11 protein-coding genes are annotated in these 16,396 nt (G+C 53.1%); 8 read left to right on the top strand and 3 right to left on the bottom strand.

Annotated features, from left to right (window positions below):
• Positions 1 to 36 precede the first annotated feature (36 nt).
• Both ACO08I_RS14475 and ACO08I_RS14470 read left to right on the top strand, forming a co-directional pair.
• A complete protein-coding gene (locus ACO08I_RS14475; protein WP_421949675.1) occupies positions 37 to 4,104 on the top strand; it encodes a LamG-like jellyroll fold domain-containing protein in 4,068 nt (1,355 codons plus the stop codon).
• 61 nt (positions 4,105 to 4,165) lie between these two features.
• Entirely contained in the window at positions 4,166 to 7,534 is a 3,369-nt protein-coding gene (locus tag ACO08I_RS14470; RefSeq protein ID WP_421949674.1) for a VCBS repeat-containing protein, read from the top strand.
• Between the two features lie 58 nt (positions 7,535 to 7,592).
• Here the strand turns inward: ACO08I_RS14470 and ACO08I_RS14465 are convergent, their stop codons facing one another.
• The gene (locus tag ACO08I_RS14465) at positions 7,593 to 8,828 is read right to left on the bottom strand and encodes a hypothetical protein (protein ID WP_421949673.1); all 1,236 of its coding nucleotides are present in this window, start codon (positions 8,826 to 8,828) and stop codon (positions 7,593 to 7,595) included.
• Between the two features lie 186 nt (positions 8,829 to 9,014).
• Between ACO08I_RS14465 and ACO08I_RS14460 the strand changes: the two genes are divergently transcribed.
• The 6 genes from ACO08I_RS14460 (at position 9,015) to ACO08I_RS14435 (ending at position 12,717) form a co-directional block, all read left to right on the top strand.
• On the top strand, positions 9,015 to 9,620 hold the full coding sequence (locus ACO08I_RS14460; protein WP_421949672.1) for a nitroreductase family protein: 606 nt from the start codon (positions 9,015 to 9,017) through the stop codon (positions 9,618 to 9,620).
• On the top strand, positions 9,617 to 10,462 hold the full coding sequence (locus ACO08I_RS14455) for a pirin family protein (protein ID WP_421949671.1): 846 nt from the start codon (positions 9,617 to 9,619) through the stop codon (positions 10,460 to 10,462). Before ACO08I_RS14460 ends, ACO08I_RS14455 begins: the two co-directional genes overlap by 4 nt.
• Before the next feature lie 2 nt (positions 10,463 to 10,464).
• A complete protein-coding gene (locus ACO08I_RS14450; protein ID WP_282777415.1) occupies positions 10,465 to 11,088 on the top strand; it encodes a HupE/UreJ family protein in 624 nt (207 codons plus the stop codon).
• Positions 11,085 to 11,597: a DUF6702 family protein gene (locus ACO08I_RS14445; protein ID WP_282777413.1), complete on the top strand. Its 513-nt coding sequence runs from the start codon at positions 11,085 to 11,087 to the stop codon at positions 11,595 to 11,597. The genes ACO08I_RS14450 and ACO08I_RS14445 overlap by 4 nt, the downstream gene beginning before the upstream one ends.
• On the top strand, positions 11,594 to 11,905 hold the full coding sequence (locus ACO08I_RS14440) for a GNAT family N-acetyltransferase (protein WP_421949670.1): 312 nt from the start codon (positions 11,594 to 11,596) through the stop codon (positions 11,903 to 11,905). The genes ACO08I_RS14445 and ACO08I_RS14440 overlap by 4 nt, the downstream gene beginning before the upstream one ends.
• Before the next feature lie 68 nt (positions 11,906 to 11,973).
• Positions 11,974 to 12,717 carry an NAD(P)H-hydrate epimerase gene (locus ACO08I_RS14435; protein ID WP_282777409.1) on the top strand — a complete coding sequence of 248 codons (744 nt, stop codon included), beginning with the start codon at positions 11,974 to 11,976 and terminating at the stop codon, positions 12,715 to 12,717.
• A gap of 400 nt (positions 12,718 to 13,117) precedes the next feature.
• Here the strand turns inward: ACO08I_RS14435 and ACO08I_RS14430 are convergent, their stop codons facing one another.
• Both ACO08I_RS14430 and ACO08I_RS14425 read right to left on the bottom strand, forming a co-directional pair.
• The gene (locus ACO08I_RS14430; RefSeq protein WP_282781445.1) at positions 13,118 to 14,293 is read right to left on the bottom strand and encodes a hypothetical protein; all 1,176 of its coding nucleotides are present in this window, start codon (positions 14,291 to 14,293) and stop codon (positions 13,118 to 13,120) included.
• A gap of 585 nt (positions 14,294 to 14,878) precedes the next feature.
• Entirely contained in the window at positions 14,879 to 16,387 is a 1,509-nt protein-coding gene (locus tag ACO08I_RS14425) for a carboxypeptidase regulatory-like domain-containing protein (RefSeq protein WP_421949669.1), read from the bottom strand.
• Positions 16,388 to 16,396: the final 9 nt, after the last annotated feature.

The following is a 16,396-nucleotide window of genomic DNA, read 5'->3' as shown; positions in this document are numbered from 1 at the left end:
TGTATATTTCAGGTCTAAAACACAGACTTCAGTGATATGGCAGACCTGACCCGTAACCTTCCTCAACGTCTCCTTTGGACGCTAATCATTACGGCCCTGTCCGGAGCACTACCACTCGCCGGGCAATTGCAGTGGCTGAAAACCATTCCGGAAATTACCGAAGAGACACCTGCCTGGGCGCAGCTGATGTACGCGCCCGAGCCGAATATCCGCCTGGTAGATAGCGCTTATCAGGCTTACTATCGTACCCATACCTTTGAAAAAAATACCCATACCCAAAACTACAAGCACTGGCGGCCTAAGGTAGAACCCTACGTTCAACAGGATGGAAGCCTAAACTGGCCAACGGCTCAGGAACGCCGCCAAACGGAAACGGCCTATCAGCGTGCACTGTCCGGATACGATGCTCAACGGCAAACCGGAATGTGGACGAATATTGGCCCTTTTGAGACGTTTACGCAAGGGCAGGGACAGTTCGAAGTATCCTGGCAGGTCAATGTCTACACCCTCGATCAGTCGGATACCAATCCTTCCGTGCTGTACTGCGGCACCGAAAGCGGAGGCGTATTCCGGTCAGACAACAGCGGGCAAACCTGGGCGCATGTCTCTGCCAATACGATGATGAACAACGTCCGTATCGTCCGCATCGACCCCAACAATGCATCGGTCGTGTACGCCGGTGACTGGGAGCGCCTTTACCGCACTACAGATGGGGGCGAAAGTTGGGAGATAATCCTGGATGCTGCCGACCTGCCACAGGCTGCACTCGGCGTAAACGCCATAGCGGTCAGCCCGGCAAATGGGCAGCGCATCCTGGTTGGGGGCGTGGGCGGGCTCTGGCTGACCGAAGATGAGGGTGCGAACTGGTCCCACCTGACGGGTGCTTCAGTTTATGATATCGAATTTAAGCCCGATGATCCACAGGTGCTGTACCTGGTACGTAACCACGGTACCGAGCCTCGTTGCATTTTTGAAAAGTCGGAAGATGGCGGCCAAAGCTGGACGGTTAAAGCCGAAGGCTGGTACAATCCCGACCAGAGCAGCCCTTTCCTGAATGATGGCGGTGCGAAGATCGCCGTCTCTCCGCTCGATCCGGACCTGGTGGTCGCCGGGCTGATCGGCAACTCAAAGGCAGGGGACGATGGTTATCTGGGGGTGTGGAAAAGCACGGACAGTGGGGAATCCTGGAGCCTTCAGGGGCCTCACGTGGGCGGGCCCTACGAATACAGCGGTGGGCCTGCCAGTCACAAAAATATTATGATCAATGAGGGTGGGGGAGGCCCGTATCAGGGCTTTTATGATTACGTGCTTGCGATTTCGCCCTTTGACGAAGCGATCATTTATACCGGTGGGGTCAGCCTGTACAAGTCAACAGATGGCGGTGCCTCATTCAACGTCATAGGCGGCTATCAGGGCAACACCTGGATCCACCCCGATATGCAGGAGATTACGGTCGGTCCGGACGGAATGTGGCTTGGCACCGATGGCGGCATAGACTTCACCGATGACGAATTTGCCACGGTAGAGTCGAGGAAGTACGGCATTACGGGCTCTGAGTTTTGGGGCTTTGGCAGTGCCTGGAACGAAGACCTGGTCGTAGGTGGGCGTTACCACAATGGCAATACGGCTATCCGGCCCGAATTTGAGCAGGGGCAGTCCCTGCGGCTGGGCGGAGCGGAGGCCCCAACCGGCTATGTGCAGCCGGGCGGGCGTAATATCGCTTACTTTTCCGATATCAATTCGCAAATTGTGCCGCAGAGTTTGTCCGGTGCCGTATTGCAGGCACCCAAGCTGGAGCTCTACCCCACGGAGTCCTATTTTTCGACCCACTCCAGCGAGATCGAGTTCTTGCCTCATTGCTACAACCATTTCTATCTGGGGCGGGAGAACAAAATTTGGAAAACGACCGATGGCGGACGTTCCTACACCCTGATCGCTGAGTTTGGCAACGATGATCAGCCAGTGATGCAACTGGAAGTTAGCCGGAGTAATCCGGATGTCGTATACGTTTACCAGCGCACTACTTTCACCGGGGCGCACCTGCTGCGCACTGAAGATGGAGGAGCCAACTGGACGGCCCTGGATTTCCCCGGTAGCCCGGTTTCGAAGCGTGCCGGCGGGCTGGCCCTCAATCCCGAAAACGAGAACGACATTTGGGCTTACTTCGCCCATAATGCCAACGACGGGGCCAAGGTCTTCCACTCGGTTGATGGTGGGCAGACCTGGGAAAATGCAACGACCCCGCTGCTGGACGGGCACCGCATTCATACCATGCTCTTTCAGGCGGGTACGGATGGCACGGTGTATATCGGTACCGACAAAGCCGTTTTCTACCGGGATGAAACCATGGAGGACTGGGCATTCTACAACGAAGGCCTGCCGATGCGCACGAACACCAATATTTTCCGACCTTTTTACCGGGATGGCAAACTCCGGGTTGGCACCTACAGTAACGGTGCATGGGAAGCTCCATTGGTGACTCCGAGCCGTTTGATGGTACAGCCTACGGTGGATAAGCTGGAGGCTGGCTGTTCACGGGATACCTTCTACTTTGATGATTACTCTGTACTCCGCCACGAAGGCGCTTCCTGGTCGTGGGCATTTGAGCCCGCCCCCACTTATATTAGCGATCCACAATCCCGCAACCCTAAAGTGGTATTTGGAGCTCCCGGAACTTATACGGCTGTACTCAGCATTACTGATGGTACGGGCGAAAGTGGCATGCGGGCCTTGCCGCCGATCACCGTGGAAGCCTGCCGGGCAGATAGTATGCCCGGCTTGTGCATGGAAACCCAGGAGTGGGGCGATTACGCGATTATTGACGGCCTGCCTGCCACGGCACCCGAGCTCACCCTCACCGCCTGGATACATCCCTACGGCGTACAGGCGGAATACACCGGTATTGCCATAACGGGAAGCGGGCCAGCCGCTGGTCTTAATTTTCGGCCAGATATGGAATTAGGCTACCACTGGCCGGGTGGTGCCTGGTGGTGGAGCAGTGGCCTTTTTGTACCTGCCGATGAATGGTCGCACGTAGCTTTGGTGGTAAAGCCTGATGGCATTACCGTTTACCTGAATGGCGAATCGGCTACCCATACTTTTTCCCCAGAGGCGGTGGATTTCCGCAATACAGCCCTCTTCCTTGGCAGTTACCGGGGATGGGTTCAAAGAGGCTTCAAAGGGCTGATGGATGAGGTCCGGATATACGACCGGGCGTTGTCGACCGCTGAGGTACGCCTAAGCCGTCACCTGACTGCCCGCCCCGAAACAGAACAAGGATTGGTCGGCTATTACCAATTCAATGAAGCAGAGGGCAGTATTCTCAACAAAGCTGGCGTCAACCATGCATTCCTGACCGGAGCTGCCGCCCGAACACTCTCGCAGGCACCGGTAGGAGGTGGGCAAAGTGCGCGGCAAACGGTCCAAAATGCAGGCAGTTATGCTTTCGGAGAGACCGGTGTAAGCCTGAGCCTGAATGCAGATCAGCCCATGGCGTCAGTAGTAGTCGCCACCCGGCTAAATGTACCGCCTAGCCTCGTAGCCGGGCCGATGGTACAGCCCGATACCGGTTACTGGATACTAAACACCTACGGCAACCTGCCAACCGCTGAGCCGGAGACGACCCTGCAGCTTTCCGGTTTTGAGCTTCACCCCAACGCCCCGGGGCAGCCGGAAGCCTTTGAGCTGGCCCGCCGGGATGCCAACGCGGGGGATACGCAGTGGATGACCGCAGGTGCGGCACTGGACGTACTGCCGGACAGCGAGGAAGTCGCCTTTGCATGGGAAGACGCGCTGAATGGTATGGATGGAGCGCAACTGCAAATCCTTCAGGGGGATCTCAACTCTACTGTAGGATGGCCAACGGGGCAGGCGGTTTTGGTGTATCCCAATCCGGTAAGGTCCGGGCAACCGCTGGAAGTTGTGGCTCAGATGGAACTACCTGCTGAGTTTTTCGTATACAATGCTCAGGGCCAACTGGTTTATCAGCAAATACTGGCACGGCAGCAGGTTTCAATCATGCCAAACCTGGCATCAGGTTCGTACACTTACCGGCTTACTGGTGCAAAAAAGATGTATACCGGAAACCTGGTCATTATACGCTAAAGTCCCTATACCCCCCCATTCATACGGTAAGGGTTAATTTGAAAAAACTAAAAGGACACTCATGAAAAGACAAATCTCAGTTTTAGGGGGGATGCTATTCCTCATCGGCATGATAGTGCAGTCCTGTGGGGGCACGCAGGCAGATGCGGCAGGTGCAATGGAAGCCTCTGCGGAACAGTTCACTATGCTGCCGGCATCCGAAACGGGCATTGATTTTGAGAACAAGATTATTGAAAAACCCAATCATCACCTGGGCTACTACGATTATTACTATAACGGGAGTGGCCTGGCTGCCGGTGATTTTAATAACGATGGGCTTACCGATCTGTTCTTCTGTGGTAATCACGCGGACAACACGCTGTACCTGAATGAAGGCGGGCTGAAATTCACTGATGTCACAAAGCAGGCAGGCATTATCTCAACCAATAAATGGTCGACCGGCGCAACGCTGGTGGACATCAATGAAGACGGATGGCTGGATATCTATGTCAGCAACTCCGGGCCCACCAACGACGGGCAGAAGCTGGCCAATCAGTTGTATGTCAATAATCAGGACGGCACCTTCACCGAACAGGCGGAAGCTTACGGCATAGCCGATGCTTCCCGTACAACACAGTCCTCCTTCTTCGATATGGACAATGATGGCGATCTCGACCTCATTGTGATGAACCATTCGCTGCGCAACCGGGAAGGGAATGCGGTAAAATGGCCATCTACATTTGCGGCTCTTGACCCCGAGATACAAGAACAGGACATCAATACCCTCTACCGTAATGACGGCAACGGAAAATTCACCGACATCACCCGGGAAGCGGGCCTGTATAAGCCGGGTTTCGGGCTGGGGCTTGCTATTTCTGACTTTGATGAAGACGGCTTCCTTGATATCTACATTGCCAATGACTACTTCATGCCTGACTTTTTCTACATGAACAACGGTGATGGGACCTTTACGGATAAGATCAAGAGCTATAACTCACACATCTCTTTCTACTCCATGGGGTGTGATGCGGCCGATATCAATAACGACGGCCTGGTCGATTTGTCCGTGGTGGATATGACTCCGGCAGACCACTTCCGCAACAAAACCCTGATGGCCTCCATGAATGTGGATCAGTTTACCTGGCTGAATGACATTCAGGGGTATGCACCGCAGTATATGTTCAATACCCTTCAGCTGAACCGGGGCTTTGGGGTCTTTAGTGAAATTGGCCTCATGGCGGGCACTTCGCAGACCGACTGGAGCTGGGCAGCATTGCTGGCAGATTTCGATAACGATGGGCTCAAAGACTTTCTGGTTACCAATGGCTACTACCGGGATACGAAGGACAACGACTGGCGCATCGGGCTGCAGGAGCGCTACGAGGCAGAAGGCAAATCACCGGAGGTCTACTACAAGCATCTGCTGACAGCGAATTCCCAACCCATTCCCAACTACATGTACCGCAACAAGGGCGACCTGACCTTTGAAGATGTCAGTAAGGCCTGGAACCTGGATGAGCCCTCTTTCTCGCACGGGGCTATATACGCTGATCTGGATCAGGATGGTGACCTCGACATCGTGACCAATAACCTGGCAGGCAAAGCGTTTGTGCTGAAAAACAACAGCCGGGAAAAAGGCAGCGGCAATTATATCCGGTTTAACCTGAAGTCAGGCAGTAACTTTAATGACTGCCTGAACGCCAAGGTGAGGATTTTCTACGGTGACGGGCAGCAGCAAATGACGGAGTACAGCTTTACCCGTGGGTATCAGTCCTATGTGGAACCGGCAGCGCACTTTGGTTTGGGCGAGGCCTCAGCAGTAGACCGGGCTGAAATTCACTGGCCGGACGGGCAGGTGACCACCCTGCAGAAGCCCGGTATCAATCAGGTGCATACCATTGATAAAAATAAGGCACAGCGCACTGCAAAACCGCAAGACAGCCGTCAGCCACTGTTTATGGATATCACAAGCCAGCAGCGGAACCTTACTTTCGTACATCAGGAAAACGACTACAATGACTTTGACACCGAGGTACTGTTGCCACATCGGCAATCCCGTCTGGGGCCATGTGTAGCGGTAGCAGACGTCAATGGTGATGGGCTGGAAGATTTTTACATTGGTGGTGCGAAAGGGCAGCCCGGCGCACTTTATCTGCAGCCGAATACTATGGTTTTTGAGCCTTCTCCGCAACCGGTCTTTGCCGCAGATGTCGGCTTGGAAGATTTGGGCGCACTGTTTTTTGATGCCGATCAGGATGGTGATCTCGATTTGTATGTGGCGAGTGGAGGCGGCGGGGCTTTTCGCGAAGGCAGCAAGCAATTGCAAGACCGTCTGTACCTGAATAACGGCAGTGGGCAATTCTCAAAAGCGGCGGCAGCACTGCCCCGCATCACGGCAAGCACGGCTGTAGTGGAGGCATCAGATTGGGATAAAGATGGCGACCTGGACCTGCTGGTAGGCGGGCGGACCTTCCCCGGGATGTACCCTAATCACCCGCAGTCCTATTTGCTGCGCAACGACGGCGGCCAATTTACGGATGTAACGAAGGAGTTGTACCCTGACCTGGAGCGTATAGGCATGATCACAGACGCCTCCTGGACCGATGTGGACGGAGACGGCTGGGAAGATCTTATGATCGTCGGAGAATGGATGCCCATCACTTACCTGCGCAATCAGGAAGGGCAGCTGCAGTCTATGCCGGTATTGGAAGACAAAGGCATACGCGGCTGGTGGTACAGCATTGAGCCTGGTGATTTTGACGGGGATGGCGATCAGGATTTCATTGCAGGCAACATTGGGCTAAACAATAAATTCCACCCCAGTGAAAAGAAAAACCTGCATGTGTTCTGCAACGATTTTGATAGCAACGGCACACCCGATATTGTGCTGAGCAAGCATTACAAAGGCGAAATTGTTCCCGTTCGGGGGAAGGAGTGCTCGACCACGCAAATGCCTTTCCTTGCCGATAAATTTAAGTCTTATGCCTCCTTCGCTTCTTCCTCCCTGGAAGATATCTACGGGGCGGATATGCTGGCGGAAGCACTGCATCTGCAAGTGGACAATTTCGCTACCGTGTACCTTGAAAATACAGGAAGCGGGTTCAAGATGCATCAATTGCCGAATGAGATACAATTGGCTCCTGTCAACAGCATTGTCGTGGAAGATTTCGATAAAGACGGCTACCTGGATGCGGTGCTGGCCGGCAATATTTTTGAAACAGAGGTAGAAACTGCTGCTTATGACGCAGGCAAGGGTTTGTACCTGAAAGGCCATGGCGATGGCACGTTTTCAACCTCGCTTTACATGCCGGAGAGTGGCCTGTTTGCGCACCGGAATGTAAAGGACATGGCGCTTATCCGTTTAGGCGGGCAGCGTCCGGCCCTGATCATTGGGAATAACGACTCCTCGCCTCAGGTATTTGCCTGGGTGGCAGACCGTGCGGTACAGTAACCCACAAGTGCAGCACGTAGACCGGGAGTAGGGCAACAGCAGCCTTGCTCCCGGTTTTTTATCGGTTGAAGGGGCTTTCATTGACCCAGTTGAACCCACGGCCCATCAGCAGGAATTGCTCCTTGTCCCACCGGGTAGCCTGCACAGATACCGTATCGCCCCGAACGATGCCCCGGAATAGCCAGGTAACCGCACCGGTACGGTCGTAGTACAACGTATCGCTGAAACGCCCCTGGGAGAAAACAGCCCGCTGCGCCGAGGTGTCCACTTCGAGATCAAACCAACGCAGGTGCCCCGGCATGGTTTGTATCACCGCCCGCCCGGGGAATTCTATTGCAATATGCTGCCAGCGCCGCCCATCCGTGATTAGCGGAGGCAGGGTATCCTGATTGCGCACCATCGTATCCACTTTGTACAACCCGTACATGGGCGGCTTAGGCTGATTGGAAAACTGGGTAGTAACGATAGCTGCCAGGGCGAGCCCTCCAATTATCGCCAATCTCTTCAGAATATTCTTGATGTTGCGGTAGCGGGCGCCTGAGAAAAGCTCCGGTGCGTGGGCAGGAGCAGTGGGCTGGTTGAGCACAAAAAGCCGGGCCAGCCGCGGGCCATCAAGTGCCAGCAGGAACAGGCAGAAGAGGACTAAATGGGTAGACAGCAGTTTGACCGGTACGTCATAGCAGAAGTTGAGCACCATCACGTTTGCCATGACACCGAGCGTGACGAGTGCGCCCAGCGTGGTGGTGGGTCGAAACAGCAGCAGGGCCGCTCCCATCAACTCGCCTATGCCCGTAAACAGGTTGTACCCATACGAATAACCCATGAACGTCCACAGCAGCCCCATAGGAGAGGACTCGCCAAACGGTTGCAGCAACCGGTGAAAAGCCGGCTCCGGAAATTGGGCGTGGAGCACTTTGGCCATACCGTAAAGCGCCATCTGCACCACCAGGTAATAGCGCACCACTACAATGAGCGCCTGTAGCAGCCAATCGTAGGCCTGCCGCTTGTCCAGTGTGGTCCAGATGAGCGTACTCAGCAGCGACAGCGACAAAAGGAAGACTACGCTGGCATAATTGTAAAGCCCGTCCCCACTCCCCGTATGCAGGACCTCCGTGCTGATTTCAGCACCGAACAGTGCTTTGGCGAATGCCAAAATAAGAGGGTCCCACAGTCCCCTCAGCAGGTTGGAGATGCCCGACTGATTGGATAGGATAAACAACAGAAAATAGGAGAACAGGAACCGGAAACCAGTCCTTGACAAGGCAGTCCACTTGAGTTGGCGGCTAAGGGTCATAGGGGGCAGCATTAGTTGTTCAGAAGATAGACGAACAAGCAGCCGTGAAAGTTAACAATTCTATCCTATCGGTGTTAAACTCCCGCTTTTGAGCAGTAAATGGCGAGTCACGGCCATTCCAAAGTTGCACAAAAGAAATAAAATCCTTATTTTTGATGTTTAAACACTGAATTGAAATATTCTGCTATGATGAATCAACAATTGCTGGACAGCAAATCGGCAAAAACAGAGACTTCGATACACCCGCTGATTAGCAAACGATGGAGCCCCCGGGCTTTTTCCAGTCAGCCCGTACCACAAGTGATCCTCAATACGCTGTTTGAAGCCGCAAGCTGGGCGGCTAGTGCATTCAACGAGCAGCCCTGGCAGTACATCTACGCGCATCATGCGGACGAAGCAGGTTTCAGCCGTTTACTGTCCTGCCTCAATGAGGGCAATCAGGCCTGGGCAAAGAATGCGGGAGTATTGGTGCTCAGCCTTGCTCAGCCTAATCTGAGCTACAATGGCCGCCCCAACCGGCACTACATGCATGATACCGGTGCTGCCAATACCAGCCTGTTGCTACAGGCGGCAGACCTGGATATCTATGGCCACATGATGGGTGGCTTTGACTATGAAAAAACCGTTGCAGAATTTGATCTGAACAAAGATGGGCTGGAACCGGTCTGTTTTATAGCATTGGGCTACCTGGGCGATCCTGAGCAGCTTGATGAGCCTCTGCGCAGCCGTGAGCAAGCCATCCGCAGCCGCAAACCACTAAATGCCTTCACCCATAAAATTACCGGATCATGAAAATCTTCCTTCCCTTTCTGGCCATTGCCGGGATGTTCGCACTAACGGGCTGTGCTTCTGAAGCCGCACCCCAAGAGTCGGTTAAATCGGTAGCGGTTGCACAGGCCGTTGCCGCCGATCCGGGCTTCAAAAGTGTATTGCATAAAGCAGATACCCGGGGCGAAACCCGTGCCAGCTGGCTGATTGGCAAACACTCCTTTTCCTTCAACCGGTACTATGACCCCGACCGGATGAACTTCGGGCTGCTCCGCGTACTCAACGACGACTGGATTGCCGGCGGTGGCGCATTTCCCATGCACCCGCATGAGAATATGGAAATTATTACCATTCAGCTGGAAGGCGGGCTGCAGCATACCGATAATAACGGTGGTCAGGGCGTCATACGCGAAAACGAGGTGCAGGTGATGTCTGCAGGGACCGGTATCCGGCATTCTGAAGCCAATGCAAGCCCAACGGAAGTATGCAGGCTGTTGCAAACCTGGGTATTTCCTAATCAGATGGGATTAAAGCCCCGTTATGATCAGCGGCGGTTTGATCCGGCTGGCCGGGACAACCAATGGCAGGTACTGGCGTCTCCGGAAGAAGGGGAGGCCCTGTACATTCATCAGCAGGCGGTATACAGCCGGGGCGACTTTGATGCCGGGAAAACAGTTAAGTACCCTATCCGGTATACGGGCAATGGAGTCTACGCATTTGTACTGGAAGGGCAATGCACCATCAACGGGCAGCCGCTGGAGCGGCGTGATGGTTTCGGCGTTTGGGAAACGGATGCCATAACGGTGGAAGCGACCACCGATACGGAATTGATCCTTATTGAGGTCCCGATGATTAACAAAGGATAGCTATGATGTTGCTGCACAATGCTTTCGCACAGGAGTTTGGCACCTATTTACAACTGGGCTTCACCCATATACTGGACCTGCAAGGGTACGATCACATTCTGTTTATTGTAGCCCTCTGCGCGCTATATCGTTGGGAAGAATGGCGTAAGGTGCTGGTACTCGTGACTGCCTTCACTATTGGGCACAGCCTGACGCTGGCGCTGGCTGCCCTGGATGTCATCCGGGTGCCGCAGGGCTGGATTGACCTGCTCATTCCGCTCACTATTTTGCTGACAGCGGTGCATAACATCAGGAGAGGGGCCGTTCAGGACAGTGGGCGGCTATTTGACCGCAGGCAGGTATTTAATTACGGGGCGGCACTGGTATTTGGGCTGATCCACGGGATGGGCTTCTCGAACTACTTCCGGTTTTTGCTTGGTGAGGAAAACAGCATCGTCAATCAGCTGCTGGCCTTCAACCTGGGGCTGGAAGGCGGGCAGTTGATCGTTGTGGGGTTGTTCATGCTGCTGCTGTTGTTGTTTACCCGCGCCCTGCGTGCCCCGCACCGGGAGTGGAACCTCGTGGTGTCAGGGGCGGCAGGCGGCATCGCGATTACCATCATCCTGGAGCTAATGGTAGCGGCATGAGGATGAGGTTGTCTTTGGCTGGCGTTTTGCTGATCGTACTTTGCTGTAGCTGGCACCCGCTGAAGATGAGTTATACTGCCGTGAAATACGAGCCGGAGAGGCGTTGCCTTGAAGTGAGCTTCCGGGTATTCCAGGATGATGTGGAAGCCGCTTTTTTGCGCAACTATGGCTATCGCTGCAATATTGTTCAGCAAGCGGAAGACCCGGAATTGCTCAGCTATCTGGAGGGTTACTTTGATCAGGTCTTCGATCTGTGGGCCGGCGGGGAAGAAATCTGCCTGGATTATCTGCGGATGCAGCCGGAGCAGCAAATGGGGCTGGTGCTTTATTTCAAAAGTACTCCGTTAACACCTCAGCAGCTGAGCAGGCTACAAATATATAATGCGATATTAGTCACCACATTTCCTCAGCAGGTCAATATGTTTTTTCTTGGCCTGGACGCTGACCGCCGCTACACTACCCAAATGGACGTGGAAGAGCAGCAAGTCAGCATAAATTTTGAACAATGAAAATTGACCTTACGCAACACCCGGTGGTGCATAATCCTGAGCGCCGCCGGTTCGAGGTGAAAATCGAGGAGAAAACGGCCGTGGCAGAGTATATCATGACGAGCCAGAAACTGATTCTGTCGCACACCGAGGTGCCCCGGGGGCTGGAAGGGAATGGCATTGGTAGCCACCTTGCCATAGCGGCCCTGACCTATGCGAAAGATAATGATTTAGTCGTGATGCCTCTTTGCCCCTACATGGCGGGTTATATCGCCCGGCATCCGGAGTGGAAAGCCATTCTGGCAGCGGGTATCAATGTCAGCGAATAATGACCCCTTGATATTCCGGAAAAACTCCCGGAGAATACGTACTATTGCAACTGAAACGAATCCATTCCATGAGCAGCATACGCGTTTTTCGGGACGAGGTCCCCACTCTTGATGTCCCCCAAATGATAGAAGTCGACCGTTTGATGACGGAATTCTATGGCATCACTCTTTTACAAATGATGGAAAACGCGGGGCGCTGCCTGGCGATTCTGGCCAGAGACCGCTTTCTAGATGGTATCCCCGCCGGTAAGTCGGTAGCCATCCTGGTTGGGAAAGGCCACAATGGTGGAGGCGCACTGGTTGCTGCCCGCCGGCTCATCAACTGGGGGGCCAAAGTACAAATCTTCCTCAGCCATTCACCCGAAGAGCTCACCAAAGCCACTGCTCAGCAGTATCAGACACTATCGGCGATGGGGGTGAACTTCCTCTCTGTAACTGATCTGCCTCCGCGTATGGAGGGTGAACTCATTATTGATGGCCTTATCGGCTACCGGCTGATGGGCGATCCACAGGGCATCATCAAAGCCTACATTGAGTGGGCCAACCGGCAGGCATCGCCCACACTGGCTCTGGATACGCCTTCTGGCATTGAGCTTTCAGCTGGTACTGTGCACACCCCGGCTGTCAAAGCCCGGGCAACACTTACCCTGGCACTCCCCAAAAAAGGGCTGTATGAGGAAGCGGTGCAACGCTACCGGGGCGAATTATACCTGGGCGATATTTCAGTGCCGCGTACGCTTTATGGTAACCCCGGGCTGGAGATCAATGTCCCTGACCTGTTCACAGAGTCGGATGTGCTTCGGCTTCCTTAGCAATCTCCTGTCTATTATATAGAGGAATGCTTAGTAAAGAGCACGGCTCTGTCCCCTGTGTCTGCCTATCCGTGTCTCCTCACCTGTGGGCTTTGGCCACCGGAAATTGTACTCAAAGAAATAAGAGTCAGGTATTTACACTGGGAAGTGGCTAGCGCTTGCCCTGACAAGCTACGCTTCGTCAGTGGCCGATGTCGCAAATCCAAGATTCCAGACGATGAATGTCTGTACTGTAAGCCAAACATTTATCGTTCCCCCGTGCTGGCCGTCAGCACCAGTAGGTGACCACTTCGTATTGCGTATAATGTAATATGATAAAGGAAAGGAGCGCGGCTTCACGCCGCCCTCCTGCAATAAAGGGCTTATTTGAATCTGTATAAGCCCCCCTTTAAAAGTCTTCTTAGTTGCCTTGAGTTACAGTCGATACGTTATGGTTTCCAGTCATTGAAGTGAAGGAAGAGTGATTGTCGCCAGACTGATGAATGTCAACTGTATTCATATCTCCGGTGATTTCCACCCCGTCGGTAGTGAACCAACTGCTACCTACACGGTTGCCGTCACCATTTTCTTGTATGATATCAATATCGTTATTATCACCATTCACGCTACCGGTTGTAAAGTTGTTGTTGCCGTTGTTGACAGTGATGTCTAAAGTGTTGTCATCTGAACGCTCCGGGAAACTTGAAGAAATACCCCAGGAACCTCTATTGCTGTTTCCATTCACTTCCAGGTTAGCCTCATTGTTGTCGCCTCTAAATCCAAAGCGGTAAAAGTTATCATCCCCCGTTTGTGCGCCGTCTAAAGTATTATTTGCTGAGCCTGCCACCAGTTTCGTTTCCAGGTAGTTGCCACTTCCATCCTGGTCAAAGCTCACACTGTTAGCGTTTGCTCCACCGAATACGCCGGCTTCAACTAAAACGTCATTATCATCACCTTGCTGGATTACATCTACATCGTTGCGGTCTCCCATAACGGTCACATCAATGTTGTTGAAATCTCCGTACTGTTCCATAGTCATCCAGTCATCACCAGCTGAGCCATTGGCTGCATTGCCGTTATCATTACCTGTGATGCTGATAGTAGCAGTATTGGCTTCGTGGTTGCCTCCGCTAATCCCCTGGAGCACCTCTGTTTTGTTGGCATCACCAAGCTGGTCCAGGTCAGTGCGGTTTGCTACAGGAATGGCGCCACCAAAAGCAACCTGCGCTACGTCGGCTTCGTTGTCCATACCAATTTGCTGAACATAAGCCTTGTTCTTTTGATTGCCCTGATACAGGCCCATTGTATTGTTGCTGCCATCCTGAAGCAGGGTGAAATCAGCTGTTGCTCTTTGGCGGGCGGCATCGCCAGCCTGCGTTTTTGAGTTTTGAAGGGTGTTGTCATCACCACTCTGAGTAATAACCGCAGAGTTCTCTTTTACCTCCTGGCTAAGTTGACTCAGGTTGTTCGCTCCGGTCTGTGTAACCGTAGCGCCGTTATTGTTACCGCTTTGGCTTACGTCCGACTTGTTGCCCTGAGCCATAGCCATGCTCACGCCCAATACCAGGGCAAATGCTGTTAGAAGTACCTTTTTCATTGTTCTAAGGTTTGTGTTAATTAGGTTGATTACAAAATGAGAATTTTCACCTTTTGCAGGGATGAGCAGTTAGCCGCGACATACGCGAGTCCTCGCGATAGCAGAGCCTTTATCGCTCTTTCGCCTCCAAATTTTTTGTGATACCTGAAAGTAGAAGATAGTCTGCCGGGCCGTTACGCTGAATCAGTAGGACTCGGACCTGCGACAGACCGTCCAGTATAAAATTACCGGGAGGTAAAACAGGGGGGTAAATAAGAACAAGGCGCCTTGACGGGCCATGACCTTATCCTGAAATTTTGTAGTGTGCACTCTTCCGAATACACAGTATAAAATTACACGCTCCTTTCCTTATTATCCAGACGTTTGGGTCCACAATCCTGCCAAAATACAGCAATACAAGCCCTGTGTGACATAACGTAAACTGGCAGGCCGCCCGAAATGAACCCTGATGATGCCGGCAAGCAGGGCAGGAAGCCATACAGCGCTAACGTGGCGAGTTATACCTTATTGGCATTTCCGCTGTGCCGTAATTCCGGACTGGGATCAGTATAACGGTTTGGACTACCAGTTCGGCTGCTGCAAATGTCATCGCATGTCGGCCATAGATGCATCTTCGAATAAAAAGCGGCGCTCTGTACCGTCAAGCTTAACCGACATAATCGAGGAGGGGCCCACCCCGTCATTGGGCATACTGGTAAAAATGACTCTTCCCCCCGTAGAAGAATACCGGGCCTGAACATCGTTGGTACCGGCAGCCTTTTGTCCTGACAAATTAAGAGTGCTGCCAGTACTAATGCTCCGAATGAAAATTTCCGCATCAATCAGCCGGCCATTGGCGTTTTGGCTTTCGCTGACGTCATAAGTATAGAGTACGGCCGTCCCATCTACTGAAAACATAGGGTTGCCCAGGGTGCCCGGCTGATCAGCCACGAGCATATTCATAGTGCCGGCAGGGTTGATCAGGTAAAGTTCATCCTCGTAGTGGTTGTTGCCTCTTACCCTTGCTGCCACGTGATTAGAGTGAGCGGTCCAGTCGAACCCGGTAAACGCCCTGTTCTGAGGTGCCTGAGCAAATAATTCCATCCCGGTACCATCGGCATTGATTTTGTAAGCCCGGTCAAAATTCATGAACAGAAGTTGCCCGCTGTTAGGCGACCAGGCATAGTCAATCTGCTCAATTTCGTAGCTCATCACGGGAATTTCATCGGTTACCTGACGGACGTTACTGCCATCCCGGTCCATCACAAACAGGTGCGGGGCTGTACCGCTGAAAGAGAGGAAAGCCACTTTTTCCCGGTTGGGGCTCATCCGGGGTTTCCAGCAGTCGCCCATACCGCTTGTCAGTTGAATCTCCTCTATGCTGTTTCCCTGGAAATCGCCGGTCTGCCCGGTAAAAACGTTGAGTTCTCCCGTGATGCTGTCTGCCCGTACGTAGTGGTAGCGGTAATCGGGGAATATTTTGGTTGAGAATTTCCAGACCGGGCCAAAGACGGGCTCCTGCTCTCCATTATCAGCCCTGACCTGCCAAAAGTAGGTGGTGCCGTAGTTGAGGTCTTCCAAAAGTACAGAAGTGTCAGTCGTGGCCTCAGCAACCACCCTGCCTTCCGGGTCGTGTTCTGAATAAAGGAGCACATCGTAGTAGATGGTATCCTGAGTGGTGTTGCCCGGCGACCAGGAAAGCGACAATTCAACCTCGAGCCCTTCCAGCCCATCCTGTGGCTGTGGTTCAACCGGAGTGCTGAGTGCATCAACTGTCTCGGGCTGCGCAATCATCAGGATAGTAGATTGCCGGGTCCGGTCGGGCTCAATTTCCACATTCTGGAGCCCTTCCCGGTATCCATCCGCCTTAATACGTATGGTATAGTTGTCTGCTGCGAGGGAGTCGATAAAGAACCTGCCCTGCTCATCAGAGATGAAAACATTGGTGGTAGGGACCGTTGTGATAATGGCATCGGGTATAGGCTCGAAGGTTTCTTCATCGAGTAGGGTGCCCTCAAGGCTTCCGTAGGCATCGACCTCAATAGGGTCTTCCTGGCAAGCCGCCAGAAAGCCTGTCAGGAGCACAATAAGGAGGAGTTGATAAATGGACTTCATGGTTATACC

The sequence above is a fragment of the Phaeodactylibacter xiamenensis genome (genome assembly GCF_965229835.1).
In the GTDB taxonomy this organism is placed as follows: Bacteria; Bacteroidota; Bacteroidia; order Chitinophagales; family Saprospiraceae; genus Phaeodactylibacter; species Phaeodactylibacter xiamenensis.
The sequence above is the reverse complement of the archived record's forward strand: the minus strand, read 5'-3'. Positions and strand labels throughout refer to the sequence as shown.